General features: G+C 43.5%; 17 protein-coding genes. 13 read left to right on the top strand and 4 right to left on the bottom strand.

Annotated elements, in window-relative coordinates:
• Positions 1–40 precede the first annotated feature (40 nt).
• The 6 genes from ACK1LH_RS16505 to ACK1LH_RS16480 all read left to right on the top strand — a co-directional run bounded on the left by ACK1LH_RS16505 (position 41) and on the right by ACK1LH_RS16480 (position 4,621).
• Positions 41–388 carry a hypothetical protein gene (locus tag ACK1LH_RS16505; RefSeq protein WP_029278810.1) on the top strand — a complete coding sequence of 116 codons (348 nt, stop codon included), beginning with the start codon at positions 41–43 and terminating at the stop codon, positions 386–388.
• A 65-nt stretch (positions 389–453) separates the two neighbouring features.
• The gene (rpsN, locus tag ACK1LH_RS16500; protein WP_029278812.1) at positions 454–723 is read left to right on the top strand and encodes a 30S ribosomal protein S14; all 270 of its coding nucleotides are present in this window, start codon (positions 454–456) and stop codon (positions 721–723) included.
• Positions 724–910: 187 nt separating this feature from the next.
• Positions 911–1,393: a DUF2975 domain-containing protein gene (locus ACK1LH_RS16495; protein ID WP_029566190.1), complete on the top strand. Its 483-nt coding sequence runs from the start codon at positions 911–913 to the stop codon at positions 1,391–1,393.
• 10 nt (positions 1,394–1,403) lie between these two features.
• Positions 1,404–1,622: a helix-turn-helix domain-containing protein gene (locus ACK1LH_RS16490; RefSeq protein WP_029566189.1), complete on the top strand. Its 219-nt coding sequence runs from the start codon at positions 1,404–1,406 to the stop codon at positions 1,620–1,622.
• On the top strand, positions 1,612–2,457 hold the full coding sequence (locus ACK1LH_RS16485; RefSeq protein ID WP_174435444.1) for a DUF817 domain-containing protein: 846 nt from the start codon (positions 1,612–1,614) through the stop codon (positions 2,455–2,457). Before ACK1LH_RS16490 ends, ACK1LH_RS16485 begins: the two co-directional genes overlap by 11 nt.
• A 382-nt stretch (positions 2,458–2,839) precedes the next feature.
• Positions 2,840–4,621: an acyltransferase family protein gene (locus tag ACK1LH_RS16480; RefSeq protein ID WP_203288504.1), complete on the top strand. Its 1,782-nt coding sequence runs from the start codon at positions 2,840–2,842 to the stop codon at positions 4,619–4,621.
• A 92-nt stretch (positions 4,622–4,713) separates the two neighbouring features.
• Here ACK1LH_RS16480 and folE2 read toward each other — a convergent pair whose 3' ends face one another.
• Together folE2 and ACK1LH_RS16470 are read right to left on the bottom strand one after the other, a co-directional pair.
• On the bottom strand, positions 4,714–5,616 hold the full coding sequence (gene folE2, locus ACK1LH_RS16475) for a GTP cyclohydrolase FolE2 (RefSeq protein WP_203288502.1): 903 nt from the start codon (positions 5,614–5,616) through the stop codon (positions 4,714–4,716).
• 84 nt (positions 5,617–5,700) lie between these two features.
• Positions 5,701–6,858 carry an FAD-dependent oxidoreductase gene (locus tag ACK1LH_RS16470; RefSeq protein ID WP_029566185.1) on the bottom strand — a complete coding sequence of 386 codons (1,158 nt, stop codon included), beginning with the start codon at positions 6,856–6,858 and terminating at the stop codon, positions 5,701–5,703.
• 155 nt (positions 6,859–7,013) lie between these two features.
• Between ACK1LH_RS16470 and ACK1LH_RS16465 the strand changes: the two genes are divergently transcribed.
• Both ACK1LH_RS16465 and ACK1LH_RS16460 read left to right on the top strand, forming a co-directional pair.
• Complete coding sequence (locus tag ACK1LH_RS16465) at positions 7,014–8,021, top strand: permease (RefSeq protein ID WP_029278828.1); 1,008 nt, start codon at positions 7,014–7,016, stop codon at positions 8,019–8,021.
• 12 nt (positions 8,022–8,033) lie between these two features.
• A complete protein-coding gene (locus tag ACK1LH_RS16460; protein ID WP_029566184.1) occupies positions 8,034–9,011 on the top strand; it encodes a TIGR03943 family putative permease subunit in 978 nt (325 codons plus the stop codon).
• A gap of 31 nt (positions 9,012–9,042) precedes the next feature.
• On the opposite strand, the gene ACK1LH_RS16455 is transcribed toward ACK1LH_RS16460, so the two are convergent.
• Complete coding sequence (locus tag ACK1LH_RS16455) at positions 9,043–10,395, bottom strand: S8 family serine peptidase (protein ID WP_282033157.1); 1,353 nt, start codon at positions 10,393–10,395, stop codon at positions 9,043–9,045.
• A gap of 250 nt (positions 10,396–10,645) precedes the next feature.
• A complete protein-coding gene (ytzI, locus tag ACK1LH_RS16450) occupies positions 10,646–10,810 on the bottom strand; it encodes a YtzI protein (RefSeq protein ID WP_282033156.1) in 165 nt (54 codons plus the stop codon).
• Positions 10,811–10,916: 106 nt separating this feature from the next.
• Here ytzI and ACK1LH_RS16445 point away from each other — a divergent pair, with 106 nt between their 5' ends.
• The 5 genes from ACK1LH_RS16445 to ACK1LH_RS16425 all read left to right on the top strand — a co-directional run bounded on the left by ACK1LH_RS16445 (position 10,917) and on the right by ACK1LH_RS16425 (position 13,466).
• Complete coding sequence (locus ACK1LH_RS16445; protein ID WP_029278834.1) at positions 10,917–11,357, top strand: Dps family protein; 441 nt, start codon at positions 10,917–10,919, stop codon at positions 11,355–11,357.
• Positions 11,358–11,469: 112 nt separating this feature from the next.
• Positions 11,470–11,874: a phage holin family protein gene (locus tag ACK1LH_RS16440; protein ID WP_282033155.1), complete on the top strand. Its 405-nt coding sequence runs from the start codon at positions 11,470–11,472 to the stop codon at positions 11,872–11,874.
• A gap of 68 nt (positions 11,875–11,942) precedes the next feature.
• Positions 11,943–12,275 carry a hydrolase gene (locus ACK1LH_RS16435; protein WP_282033153.1) on the top strand — a complete coding sequence of 111 codons (333 nt, stop codon included), beginning with the start codon at positions 11,943–11,945 and terminating at the stop codon, positions 12,273–12,275.
• 65 nt (positions 12,276–12,340) lie between these two features.
• Complete coding sequence (gene ytkD, locus ACK1LH_RS16430; RefSeq protein ID WP_029278840.1) at positions 12,341–12,811, top strand: RNA deprotection pyrophosphohydrolase; 471 nt, start codon at positions 12,341–12,343, stop codon at positions 12,809–12,811.
• A gap of 103 nt (positions 12,812–12,914) precedes the next feature.
• On the top strand, positions 12,915–13,466 hold the full coding sequence (locus ACK1LH_RS16425) for a hypothetical protein (protein ID WP_029278842.1): 552 nt from the start codon (positions 12,915–12,917) through the stop codon (positions 13,464–13,466).
• The last annotated feature ends 4 nt before the right edge of the window (positions 13,467–13,470 follow it).

Raw genomic sequence — 13,470 nt, 5'->3', positions numbered from 1 at the left:
ACGATTTGTATTAACTCTCATCGAAATCGGGGTGCTGAGATTGAATGAAAAAGGAATGAACGTCCTTGCAAAGGGAATCATTGCAGGTCTATCCGAGACGAAAAGATCAGTTTATCAATATATAGAGAGCAGAGAGGATGAACTTGCGTCTCAATGCGAAACAAAAGAACAATTTTTGACCATGCTCGTAAAAGTGTCGCCCTATCATGAAGCAGCCGGCAGGTTCAATATAAGTGCTGAAGAAATTTACCGGCTGATGAAGGAAACAGAAGCTGAAATCAACAAAAAGCTAGAACAAAAACTGAACACTTATAAATGGATCGACTGTACAGAGCGAATGGGCAATGGATCAGAAAACAACAAAAAGCATTTTCTCTTTCTAGCATAAATGTGCGGAAACAGTATGATTTTTAAATCGTAATCATTACGAAGAAAAAGAAAGGATGAACGTTCATGGCCAAAAAATCAAAAGTGGCAAAAGAAAAAAAGCGTCAGGAGCTTGTTGAAAAATACAGGGAATTACGTGCAGAATTGAAGGAAAGCGGCGACATTGAGGCACTGCGCAGGCTGCCGCGTGATTCTTCCCCTACACGCCTGAAAAACCGCTGCGAGGTAACAGGCAGACCTAGAGGGTATCTTCGTAAATTTAAGCTGTCAAGAATTGCATTCCGTGAGCTTGCTCACAAAGGCCAGCTTCCCGGTGTGAAAAAATCAAGCTGGTAAGACAAAAGAAGGAAAACATACTCTGCCAAGATGTGACTGAAGCATGCCATTTGCCCTGGTATGCTTTTTTTATGTCTATAAGTATCTATTTTCAATAAATGAACATCTTAAATAAATAAAATTTTATTGTAAAACAATAAATAGCGTGGTACAGTTTAATTGAAAATATATATGAGAGGTGCTTTTTATGAAACGGGGAACAACGCTCTTTTTAAAGACAGCGATCATCCTGATTGGTCTTCCTGTTATTGCTTTGTGCATATTTGTCATACCTGAAATCGGAAATTTTGCAGCAGAATTGTATCCTGAACAGACTTTTCTCAAATATCTCGTTTTCATCGACTTGTATGCGACGGCTATTCCGTTTTACTTTGCCCTTTATCAATCGTTTCATCTTTTAAATTTAATCGATAGAAACCAGGCTTTTTCGGATTATGCCGTCGAAGCTTTAAAGAAAATCAAATACTGCGCTTTTAGTTTCAGTGCCTTGTATGTGTTTGGTATGCCGATCTTTTACCTCATGGCGGAACGGGACGATGCACCGGGCATCATTCTAATCGGAATGGTCATGATCTTTGCATCCTTTGTAGTTGCGGTCTTTGCTGCTGTCCTGCAGAAGCTGTTAAAAGAAGCGATTGATATCAAATCAGAAAATGATTTAACGGTCTGAGGTGAATAATATGGCGATAATTATAAATATTGATGTCATGCTGGCCAGAAGAAAAATGAGCGTAACTGAACTTTCGGAAAGAGTAGGCATTACAATGGCAAACCTTTCGATTTTAAAAAATGGCAAGGCAAAAGCTGTAAGGCTCTCCACTTTGGAGGGAATCTGCAAGGCGCTCGACTGTCAGCCGGGAGATATCCTGGAATACCGGAGTGATGAAGATGGCGAGTAAGCAGGAGGCAGTTCAACCGCGGGAAAATCCGCTTGGAGCCTTCATCTCAAGAGCAATCGTACAGCTCTTTCATTTTGGATGGCAGCAGGCTCTGTCCTGTTTGTTTCCTGTTGTCATCTTTGCTTCCCTTGCATTGACACAGGTTATCCCTCTTCCGTTTCTTCCAAGGTACGACTGGCTGCTTTTGATTTGTCTTCTCATGCAGTGGCTGATGCTGAGGTCAGGGCTTGAAACAAAGGATGAACTGAAAGTCATTACCCTGTTTCATATCATCGGGCTTGCCCTTGAACTTTTCAAGGTGCATATGGGCTCCTGGTCATACCCTGAGGAAGGGTATTCCAAGGTTTTTGGCGTTCCGCTGTACAGCGGATTTATGTACGCAAGTGTAGCGAGCTACTTATGCCAGGCTTGGAGGCGCCTTGAAGTGGAGCTGATAAAATGGCCCTCGCTTTGGGCAGTCGTGCCGCTTGCAGCTGCCATCTATTTGAATTTTTTCACTCACCACTTCTGGATTGACGTTAGGTGGTGGCTCTCCGGACTGGTCATTCTAGTTTTCTGGCAGTCCTGGGTTTCTTATGAGGTGAACGGATCCCGGTACCGCATGCCGCTTGCTCTATCCTTTGTGCTGATCGGCTTTTTCATTTGGATTGCCGAGAATATTGCCACCTATTTTGGAGCCTGGAAGTATCCCAATCAAACGGAAGCATGGAGCCTTGTTCATTTAGGAAAGGTCAGTTCATGGCTGCTGCTTGTGATCGTCAGCTTTCTGATTGTGGCCGTGCTGAAGCAGATCAAGGGAGATTCCAGCGGAAAAGTAAAGAGTCATGCATCATAATGAGAAGAGAGGGGTGTCTGCTCAGATGAAGCAGGCATCCTTTTTGTTGCGATTAAATTAAACCAAATGCTTAAAACAGCACTTATCCTTAAAGGACAGGTGCTGTTTTCCTGTAAAAAAACGTCATTTCATAGATCCTTTCACCCGATTTGTGTCAGTATGATTAAAAAACGTTATTCGTTGCGTAAAGATCATTGATTGTTTAAATTTCCTTCTGTTAAAATGGAACAATTAAAATATGAAATAACTTCTTGCAGTGGAAAAGGGAGGATAGAAGTCAGATTCACAGAAGCGAACAATCAGAGAGCATCTGAATGAAAATAAATGATACATAGAATAAGAAACAACTAGAGGTTTCAGCAGAATATTGGAGGAGTTAATCATGTTTCGCCAAACGGATAACCGCCGCTACATCCCTGCACTGGATGGACTTCGGGCAATTGCCGTCATGACGGTCATTGCCTATCATTTTCATCTTGGTTTTGCAAAGGGAGGATTTTTGGGGGTTGATGTTTTCTTTGTTTTATCAGGTTATTTAATTACATCTATGATCCTCCCGGAAAAAGGAGAGACGCTGCAGCTGAACTTTGCTGCATTTTGGACAGGAAGGTTAAGACGGCTGCTTCCTGCCGCTTTCGTTATGATTACGGCAACGTTTGTATGGGTGATGTTTTTTGACAGAGAGCTTATGGGCACGCTTCGCGGTGATGCCGTTTCGTCCCTGTTCTACGTCAGCAACTGGTGGTACATTTTTAATGATCTTTCTTACTTTGATCAATTTGGATCGCCGTCACCTTTTAAAAACCTGTGGTCGCTTGCCATAGAAGAACAGTTTTATATCATTTGGCCAATCTTGCTTGCAGCCGGTCTGTTTGTCTTTAAAAAGCGGCTGAAACTGGCGGCTGCCATAGCGGGTTTAGCTGTTTGCTCAGCGGTTCTGATGGCTGTTCTCTTTCAGGACGGAACAGATCCGAGCCGCGTCTATTATGGAACCGATACGAGGGCATTTGAGCTTCTTGCAGGCTGTGTCCTGGCTCTTGTATGGCCAATGAAGCGTTTGTCTTCAGGCAGGGTGCCAATTGGACATAAGGTGTCTCTGAATGTCATCAGTTTCGCCGCTTTTGGAATTCTCCTTGCCTGCTTTCATTTTGTCACTGAATATCAGCCGTTTTTGTACAGAGGCGGAATGTTTTTAATCTGTCTTAACGCAGCCGTTCTGATTGGAGCCGTCAGTCATCCTGTCAGCTATTTGGGGAAGATTCTCTCTTTTAAACCCCTGCGCTGGATCGGGACGCGGTCATACGGCATTTACCTGTGGCATTACCCTGTCATTGTGCTTGGCACGCCCGTCCATGAAATCGGAAATCCGGTTTACTGGAGAGTCGGGCTGCAGCTTCTGCTGATCCTGGTCATCGCAGAGCTTTCATACCGGCTGATAGAAGTACCTGTAAGAAGAGAGGGCTTCAGGGGATTTATCAAGCTGACCTGGACAGACTTTTCTCTATCAAGGAAAGCCGCGTCACTTGTCGTTTCTGTTCTATTTGTTTTCTTTGCCGCTGGAGCACTTGGGATTGTTGAAGGGGAGAAAAAAGAAATGCACTCTTCTCCTAAGCAGGTCAAAATCAGTGATAAGCAGGAGAAATCACAGAATGACGATTCTTCAGAAAAAGAGGAGCCGAAGGCAGAGGACCCATCTGATAAGGAAGTCCTCGCCATAGGTGATTCTGTTATGATTGATATAGCTTCAAATCTTCAAGAAGAGTATCCTGGCATTACGATAGATGCTGAGATTGGCAGGCAGATGCGCCAGGCGGTCAGCCTTGCTCCTGAATATGATGAATACAATGAGCAGAATAAAGCGGTTGTCATTCATCTCGGAACCAACGGATACTTCCCGGAGAACCAGCTGCAGGAACTGCTCGATTCATTCTCAGAAGCCGACGTCTATCTGGTGAACACCCGGGTGCCGAAAGAATGGGAAAGCAGTGTCAACCGTTTACTTGAGGAAAAAGCGGAGCAAAACGAAAATGTTACACTGATTGACTGGTATTCAGAATCCATTGATCATCCTGAATATTTTGGAGATGACGGAGTGCATCTCGGGAAAACAGGTGCGGAGGCTTTGACAGATCTGATCTCTGAATCAATCAATAAAGAAAAATAGAAGAGAAGGCTGTTCATTCGACTGCGGATGAACAGCCTTTTTTATGTGCATAAAAAAGAGATGCCCATTATCAGGCATCTCAAGCTGCATATTTATTTCCGGTACGACAATTCTGCAATGGCATCATGCAGATGAATGGATTCTTCGTTCCGGCATTCGACGCGGAATGCTGAAACAAAGTCAAACTCGTAAAGGTCTGCTGCAACGAGGCGGACCATGTCTTCCACGAAGCGGGGATTTTCATACGCTGTTTCTGTGACCATTTTTTCATCCGGACGTTTAAGGACCGGGTGGATCATGGCACTTGCGTTTGTTTCAGCTGCAGCGAGAAGCGCCTCTTTCCAGTCACGCTCTTCGTTATAGCCTTCTGCAAATTCTACTTCCATTGTGATAAATCCGCGCTGATTATGGGCGCTGTACTCACTGATTTCCTTCGAGCACGGGCAGAGTGTTGTCACTGCACATGTAAGCTTTGCACTGGCTGTGAAGCCTTTGCCTTCTTCATAGCGGATTTTCATGCCGGCAGTGGCATGGTTTAAGCCGGCAAGTTCCGAGCTTGGTCCTTTACGCTCGTAAAACCATGGGAAGGTCACGTCAATTTCAGCATCCTTTTGTTTCAATCGTTCAGCCAGCTCTTTCGTAAAGTCATAGAGTTCATTGATGGACATGGTGAAACCGCCGTTTAAGCGGTATTTCTCAAGCTGTTCTGTGAAACGACTCATGTTGGTTCCTTTTGCTTCATATGAGATGGATGACGTCATTTTAAATGCAGCCACTGTTGTTTGCTGTTCAGGTGACAGCGAAGATTGGATCACAACGGGATATTTTACATTGCTGATGCCGACAGCATTTATATGAAATAAAAAGTCTTTTTTTGAATTTTGCAGATCCGGCATTTTGTCCTTTTCAACAGGTTTTGTTTTCAAGCCGGGTTCTACTGACCCAAATAGTCTGTGTCTCTCTTTTTTGGGCGGTAACTGTAATTCTCTTTTCATAGATGATCTCCTCTCGAGTGCCTCAATACTAGAGAGTATACTGTACAATGAAAGATTACGGCAATGAAAAATGCTCAATAGTGGTTAAAGGCCGGATAAAATCAGTTCTGCAGCCTGCCGGGCACCTGATATGTTACGTGCAATTGGACCTACCTGCAGTTCTGCGAGGGCACCTGTTACATACAGTCCCCGGTCCCACTGCAGATGCTCATTTACAATTGGATATCCGCAGTCGGCGCATGTTAATTTCTCACGTTCTATTAAGGGGTTTATCCACTCTTTTCCGGGTAATGAAGGCATAAATCCGGTTGCCAGAATGACTGATCCCGCCTGAATGAGACTGCCGTCTTTTCCGTTGAGGGTTAGAGTCTTCCCCTCTGCTTCCGCCTGTTCAACTTCAAAGTCCTTCCATTCCAGCATGCCGCGTTTTTTTAAATGATGGAGCTTTATTTGCAGATCCCTGGTAATGGAGCCGCGGTGCCTTGCTGACTTTATGTGATTGCGTCTGCTTGTGTAGTCAGCGTTCATTCTGAATGTACGCTGCTTTTTCGGTCCGAGCCATCCGGGATCACTATCGAAGAGTTTAACTCTGAATGGATGGCGCTTCAGCATCGTCACTTCTCCCGGGTAAAGCCCTGCAAGCTTATTAGATAAGTGGGCTGCCGTCATGCCGCCGCCGATGACTACAACAGGACCGGGCAGATTACCAAGATTCAGATTCTTATCGAAAACATGATAGATATGGTCAAAATTCTTCTTCGCTGCTTCAGCCCATTCAGGCCAATGGGGCTGTTCTCCAATTCCAATGGCCAGGACCACATTTTCAGAAATCAGCGTTTTCCCGTCTGCAAGGGTAACCTTCCAATGTTCACCTGTTTTATTAAGTGTTTTTGTACGGCCCTGAATCCAGCAGTTTTCAAGATTCAATTCCCGGTATATGTGATCGCAGTGTGTTTTAAATAATTCCAGCGAAGGTCTTTTAAACCTGCCGTAGAAACCGTGATGTCCCTGCTGTTTGGAAAAGCGCTCAAGTCCAAAGGGATTCATCTCAATATGGTGAACAGAAGGAGACCGCAAAAATGGCATAGATATCGCTTCAGTACAGTTTCTCCAGTTTTCAAGAGGCTTGGAGTGGGGATCAATCACCTTCAATTTTTCCGCCTCCGTTTTCTTGCTTTGCAGAAGAAAAGAAGCCATTGTCATTCCCTGGACTCCGCCTCCGATAATGATCCATTCGTACATAATTCCACTCCTAAAACGTAATTGTTACGATTTAATTAGTTTACCTAATTCCAACGAATTTTACAATAGGGGGGATTTGTCATGAAATTGCATAATTTATGGACTGGCCCCGTATGCTATAATGCTAGGAGAAATAATAGGATTGGAGATTAGAGATGAAAAAACCGGCGTTTTCTATTGTGAAGGAGTCTCTTGCTCTTGCATTAATAGGGTTGTTTATTTATCTTTTTATATTCATAGATTTCGGAAGCTTCCAGATTGATGCACCTAAATCGTTCTTAAACTTAAACACGATTTTCCTGAGCATAGTGCTTGAAGCCATTCCCTTTATCCTGCTTGGGGTTTTCGTTTCTGCTTTAATTCAGTCATTTGTATCGGAAGAGATGATTCAAAAATACCTTCCTAAAAATGCTGTCATTGCCCTGTTTCCTGCAGCACTGCTGGGCATTATTTTTCCTGTCTGCGAGTGTGCCATCGTTCCGATTGTGAGACGGTTAATAAAAAAAGGCATGCCGCTTCATATCGGAATTGTATTCCTGGTTTCTGCTCCGATACTAAATCCTGTCGTCTTCGCGTCTACATACTATGCCTTTCAGTCATCAAAAGAAATTGTGTACGGACGCATGGGACTTGCTTTTATCGTCGCCATCTTAGTCGGACTCGCGGTCTATTTGATTTTTAAAAACCGAGATCAGCTGAAATGGACGAGAGAGGAGCTTGTTGGAAGAACTGTATCTTCTGAACCAGTCAAAGGGGTCAGCAAATGGAAAGAAACACTGTTCCATGCAAGCGATGAGTTTTTTGAAATGGGGAAATACCTCATTCTGGGTGCGTTCATCGCAAGTGTCTTCCAGACGTTCCTTGACCGCTCCCTGCTGACGGATCTTGGTTCAAGTGAATTCCTGTCTCCAGCAATTATGATGGCATTTGCCTACATTCTTTCGCTCTGTTCGGAAGCAGATGCGTTTGTGGCTGCCTCTTTCGGCGGAACATTTACTGCAGGCTCCCTGCTTGCATTTCTGGTTTATGGACCAATGATCGATTTGAAAAATACAATCATGCTGTTCGCTTTCTTCAGAGCAAAATTTGTTTTTGCCTTTATTGCCATTGTAACAGCAGCTGTTTATCTATCCGTGCTGGTTTACCAGCAGGTAATCCTGTAAGGAGGAAAACCAATGGAAAAGGAAAGAGATTACCGTTTTCACTTATATTTGCGCGGCATTATCCTGATGGGCTTTACGATGCTTCTTTTTAAACTCATCGTCACTGGTGACATCCGGAATTTCATTGCCCCCCGGATGCTTCCGTTTATCTATTTTGCTGTTGTCACGTTTTTAGTTCTCGGTGTTGTTCAAATCTGGAGAAGCGGCAGCAAAAAAACAGAAGAGCTTTACTGCAACTGCGGTTTTGATCATTCAGGAAAAAGTTCGCCGATTCAGTCGCTTGTTATCTATTCATTTTTTATTTTTCCGGTTGTAACAGGGTTTGTTTTTCCTGACACCGTTCTTGACAGCTCAATTGCTGCAAAGCGCGGCTTTAAAAACGGTCTGGCCCAGTCTCAGGAGCAGCAGGCCGGATCAGAAGAAGACGCTCAGATGGATAAAGACCTTGCTGATCTGTACTTGCAGGATCCGGATGAGTATATGAAGCAGCTTGAGGAACGCGTAGAGGAAAAAACGCAGTCTCCTGCATCAAGTCCGGACGCACCTCTTGAGCATCCGGACGGATTCCAGATCCAGGCGCCGCCTGAAGGGTATTACGAAGAACTGGAAGCAGACATGCTTAAAATGGACAAAATCGTCCTGACAGAAAAAAACTATATCGCCATGACCAATATATTAGATAAAAACCCTCAGAAGTTTGAAGGCAAAGAAGTGGAAATGCTCGGATTTGTCTACAGAGAAGAGGGATTTGAAGAAGACCAGTTTGTTGTCGCGAGATTTGGCTTGTCATGCTGTGTGGCGGATGCTTCTGTGTATGGGACTCTCGCTTCGATCGAAGACGGGGACACATACGAACAGGATGAATGGGTAAAAGTAAGCGGCAAAATAAAGAGTGTGAAGTTTAAAGACTGGACGCTGCCTAGTGTCGAAATTCAGTCAATCAAGAAGATCGAGCAGCCGAAAGAACCATATGTCTATGAAGAATATTAAAAAGCGGGGCAGCTGCCCCGCTTTTTTGTGCTTATTTTAAAGCATTAACGGCATTGATTAAACCGTGCCCTGCCGCGCCGTCATATCCATTTTTGAAAAGATCTACAGAAGAAGATTGAACGATGTGTTTTACTTGGGAAGGAGAAAGCTTGTCCTTTCCATGCTGCGCGATAATGACTCCAGCAAGTGCTGCGGCTTTTGGCGCAGCCATGGATGTGCCTGCTTTGTATCCATATCCTCCGCCCGGAATAGTAGCTAAGCACAGATACGTATTGTCTCTTCCTGCGCCTGTAGCTGGATCATAATTCGGTCCTAAATCACCGCCGGGAGCGATCACATCAATTTTGCCAACGCCGTAATTCGAGTAAAAAGCAAGGTTTTTAAGCTGACCGCCTGCAGAAACGCGAATCATGCTCTGGCTGCTCGGACTTCTGTGAGTTGCGCCGTTGTCATCGCCGGAAAGCTTTCCAGGACTGCTGATGTCGACAGCATTGTTACCTGCAGAGCCAACAACCGTTACACCCTTTTTGATTGCGTATTGAATCGCTCTGTTGAAAAGTCTTACGTCTGCTACCGTATCTTTTGTTGCATATTCTGGATTTTGGAACCAGTCATAACCGCCAAGAGACATATTAACTACATCCACATTGTCATCTGCAGCCGTCATAAGTGCTTCTGCGATATGGGCTGTTTCAGCTCCTCCTGTTGGACCGAATACACGGTAAGCGGCTACTTTCAAGTCAGGACCGACACCCATCGTACGTCCTTTTGCTGCAATTGATCCGGCAACATGTGTACCGTGGCTGTTTTCGTCCATTGCATCACTAATGCCCGGCACGAACGATTTCCCGTACGCATAGTTATCTTTTAAATCCGGGTGGTTGTAATCAATGCCTGTGTCGATGACCCCAACTACAATATCATTGCCGTCGACGGATTTTCCCGTTCCGCCTGGAAGTGTCCATGATTCGCCATTGTTGGTTACTTGTTTAATGTCCCATTGCAGGGATTGATATAAATCTGCTACTTGTGCATTTGCTTCAGGTGTAAACGCTGCTTCAACAGCCGGTGATTCCGGGTAAAGCTTCTTTTGGACACCTGCATCCTGCACGCTGGAGGATTTTTTAATGGCTGTCAAAAAGTCCGGATTCGCAGAAGAAACCTCTACGGCACCTACCTTTTCAAGCTTGTCGCTTACTTTCCCACCTGCTTTTTCAATCAGCTCCTGATAGCCGGATGGAAGTGTGTTTTCATTTTTGAAAACGACCAGATAGCTTTTTTCCGGAGCCTGTGCAGAACCTGTCGCAGCAGCCCCTCCAAATACTGCAGAAGCACAAAGTGCAGTACTTAACACTCCTGCCATAAATCCTTTTTTCAATGTCATGTATGTATCCCCCTTTATTTTCTTAATTTTCATTATAGTATAAAAACTAGATCGTTTTTCTTTATTGTTCGAGTGGTTTCGACAGATTTTTGGTGCGCTATCTATCTTTTGGTAGGAGAAATGATAATATCTTACAATAATTAGATAGTAAGATTGTATTTTTCCCTCCTTCAAAAGAGTGATAATACAAGCGGATTAAAAAAAGTGTCGAAAGTATAGTTCTAAGTACACAAAAAGACGCCTTTGTATATCAGGCGTCTTTACCGTCAGTAATATGCTTTTTTTCTGGTGGTTTTTCCTCTTTTTGAAGAGGATCAATCGTGTGCTCATATTTATATGCCTTAGATGTTGTGAGTACACTCAAAAGAAGAACAATTAGAATAATAAGAATGCATATCGCAAAGATTACATACATGCTGGTCCCCCCTGTATCTCCACATTGTATCAGATTTTCATGTCTTTTTTGTTTTATTTTTTGTGATTCTGGGTAACGTAAGAATAGATTTAAGGAGGAGATTCATATGTCTGAAAAACTAATTCAAACCGTCAACAAACAAGTGGCAAACTGGACTGTCCTTTATGAAAAATTACATAACTATCACTGGTATGTAAAGGGCCAGAACTTCTTCACCCTTCATGAAAAATTTGAAGAGCTCTACAATGAAGCACACGTCCACATCGACGAACTTGCAGAGCGTCTGCTTGCACTTGAGGGAGCGCCGGTTGCAACGCTCAGAGAATGTCTGGAGCTGTCGACAATCAGCGAAGCAGAAGGCAAGGAGACCGCAGAACAGATGGTTCAGTCCACTTTCAATGATTTCACAAAAGTGGCGGAAGAGCTGAAAGAAGGCATGGAACTTGCCGATGAGGTAGGAGATGAAACGACAGGAGATATGCTCCTTGCAATTCATCAGAGTCTTGAAAAGCATAACTGGATGCTGAAATCATTCTTGGGAAAATAAGGCTGCCGGATGGCAGTCTTTTTTTTGTTTGATAGGATATCTGCTAGAGCAAGAATGCGAGCGCAGCATATGATATAACGATTTTACTTTTCATGAAAGGATGGCATAGAAGATGTCTCGTCCAGAAATGGGCCTGCTTATGCTGACTTCTGTCTACTTTTCGGTTTTGACTTTTATTATTGGAGAACTGCATGAAATTTTTCTGATTCTGCTTGCGCTGATGGCCTTGGAACTGATCACCTTCATGCTTGCAGATGTCATGAACAGCAATGGAAACCTTCTGAAGAACGCAGCATCCAGATTTGGGGCAAAAGTCATTATTATAGCAGTCGTTGCTGTCGCCAACCTCGTTGATCTGATTCTTAACACAAGCTATCTCCTCCGGGACGGCACGATCTGCTTCTATATCGTATTTGAAGCTCTCAGAATTCTTCGCAATGCCCATTACGTTAAGCTTCCTGTACCGCAGTTTCTTATACGGATTCTTGAGTTTATTGAACAGCTGCTTAAAAGGTAGCCCCGAATAAATTGTCCGCTGTTGGGAAAAAAATAAAAAATGGACAAGTAAAGGGGTGGCTTTAACAAATGCCTGATACAAAACAAACTTATTATGTAACGGTAGCAAACGGTGAAATATCAAGACTCAGCACGCAAGCGCCGTGGGACTATAAAATAGAAGCGACAGAAGAAGAAATTACGTCGCTCAGAGAATATTTTGACCAGGTGTATTCTTCTGACTGGCAGGGTTTTTTCAGGGCGCATGTGCCGTATCTTGAATATCATTATGACAGGCAGAACGATGCAATTGACCAGACCAACATTAAGATTTTTGAAATGATTTATGAACTCGGAGACGAAGAGGCAAAGGAACATATCAAGTCTCAGGGGATATTAAAAAAGATTGAAGAACAACAATAGGTCTTATACAATTTCATTCATTGTGATAAGATTTTTATGGACACATAGAAATTGAGGGATTGGAAATGTTTCGATTTAAAGATTATTATCACAATGAAGTGCATTTATCGTTTGAAGAACATCCATTTTCAGAAAAACCGAAACACGTCTGGGTGATTTGCCGATATGGAAACCGCTGGCTGCTCACAATCCACAGGGACCGCGGCTATGAATTTCCCGGAGGTAAAGTTGAAAAGGGCGAAAACCCCTCAGATGCCGCTCTAAGAGAGGTAAAAGAAGAAACGGGAGCAAGTGTCTCAAAGCTGCATTACGTCGGGCAATATAAAGTGCTCGGAAAAGAAAAGACAATCATTAAAAACATTTATTATGCAGAAATCGACGAAATCATCCCGCAAGCTGACTACCTTGAAACAGAAGGCCCCATTCTTTTTGAAACACTGCCGACAGACATTGGAAGAAACCGCAGATTCAGTTTTATCATGAAAGACGACGTCCTGCTGAAAAGCATGGAACGAATATTAGAGCGCTTTATGTAACATCCCGGTTCAGAAGGAGCCGGGAATTTTTTTGAAAAAAAACCCTTTTGCTCTTGGAAAATATAGTAATATAAAGGGAGTGTGTCACGAAAGGAGAATGGATATGACCCACAGTGAACCAAGATACATATGGATTGCCATTGCTTTGCTGCTTGCCGTTTCAAGCTTTTTTGTGATATTAATCGTTCCCCAGACGGTGCATAATGTTCTTTTTCATACCCCGAATACAGCCATTATCCAAACACCGAGACTTGTGCTTTATATGTATGGCATCTCAATCGCGGTGCTGGCCCTTGCCTGTTTTTTAATGTACCTGAACCAGAAGAAGCTCTGGAAAGCGGCGCTGCCTATTGCTGTACTCGGACTGATCGGACTGGGTCTTGGAACGGATCATTATAAAGTCGTAACCTATGACGAAATCATATACAGCGATGCATGGACATTTGCAGAAACAAGCTACAAATGGTCGGACGTAAAGGAAATTATTACGGAAGATTCGGAAGATCAAGCTGTCAATTGGCAAGTGAAGCTGTTTTTTAAGGATGGAAATGAACTTGTGTTTTTAAGAGACAAACGGTTCAACAGCGATCATTCGAATTTTTATGCGGCTGCGAAAATGCATGGAGTGCCTTACAAAGGAATAAATGACAAATAAGGCT

The organism is Metabacillus indicus, from assembly GCF_046603695.1.
GTDB lineage: Bacteria > Bacillota > Bacilli > Bacillales > Bacillaceae > Bacillus_P > Bacillus_P indicus.
The sequence above is the reverse complement of the archived record's forward strand: the minus strand, read 5'-3'. Positions and strand labels throughout refer to the sequence as shown.

Bases quoted from the DNA above. Each gene is read 5' to 3' on its own strand.
- rpsN (WP_029278812.1), top strand. From the start codon at position 454: ATGGCCAAAAAATCAAAAGTGGCAAAAGAAAAAAAGCGTCAGGAGCTT.
- ACK1LH_RS16495 (WP_029566190.1), top strand. From the start codon at position 911: ATGAAACGGGGAACAACGCTCTTTTTAAAGACAGCGATCATCCTGATT.
- ACK1LH_RS16490 (WP_029566189.1), top strand. From the start codon at position 1,404: ATGGCGATAATTATAAATATTGATGTCATGCTGGCCAGAAGAAAAATG.
- ACK1LH_RS16485 (WP_174435444.1), top strand. From the start codon at position 1,612: ATGGCGAGTAAGCAGGAGGCAGTTCAACCGCGGGAAAATCCGCTTGGA.
- ACK1LH_RS16480 (WP_203288504.1), top strand. From the start codon at position 2,840: ATGTTTCGCCAAACGGATAACCGCCGCTACATCCCTGCACTGGATGGA.
- folE2 (WP_203288502.1), bottom strand. From the start codon at position 5,616: ATGAAAAGAGAATTACAGTTACCGCCCAAAAAAGAGAGACACAGACTA.
- ACK1LH_RS16470 (WP_029566185.1), bottom strand. From the start codon at position 6,858: ATGTACGAATGGATCATTATCGGAGGCGGAGTCCAGGGAATGACAATG.
- ACK1LH_RS16465 (WP_029278828.1), top strand. From the start codon at position 7,014: ATGAAAAAACCGGCGTTTTCTATTGTGAAGGAGTCTCTTGCTCTTGCA.
- ACK1LH_RS16460 (WP_029566184.1), top strand. From the start codon at position 8,034: ATGGAAAAGGAAAGAGATTACCGTTTTCACTTATATTTGCGCGGCATT.
- ACK1LH_RS16455 (WP_282033157.1), bottom strand. From the start codon at position 10,395: ATGACATTGAAAAAAGGATTTATGGCAGGAGTGTTAAGTACTGCACTT.
- ytzI (WP_282033156.1), bottom strand. From the start codon at position 10,810: ATGTATGTAATCTTTGCGATATGCATTCTTATTATTCTAATTGTTCTT.
- ACK1LH_RS16445 (WP_029278834.1), top strand. From the start codon at position 10,917: ATGTCTGAAAAACTAATTCAAACCGTCAACAAACAAGTGGCAAACTGG.
- ACK1LH_RS16440 (WP_282033155.1), top strand. From the start codon at position 11,470: ATGTCTCGTCCAGAAATGGGCCTGCTTATGCTGACTTCTGTCTACTTT.
- ACK1LH_RS16435 (WP_282033153.1), top strand. From the start codon at position 11,943: ATGCCTGATACAAAACAAACTTATTATGTAACGGTAGCAAACGGTGAA.
- ytkD (WP_029278840.1), top strand. From the start codon at position 12,341: ATGTTTCGATTTAAAGATTATTATCACAATGAAGTGCATTTATCGTTT.
- ACK1LH_RS16425 (WP_029278842.1), top strand. From the start codon at position 12,915: ATGACCCACAGTGAACCAAGATACATATGGATTGCCATTGCTTTGCTG.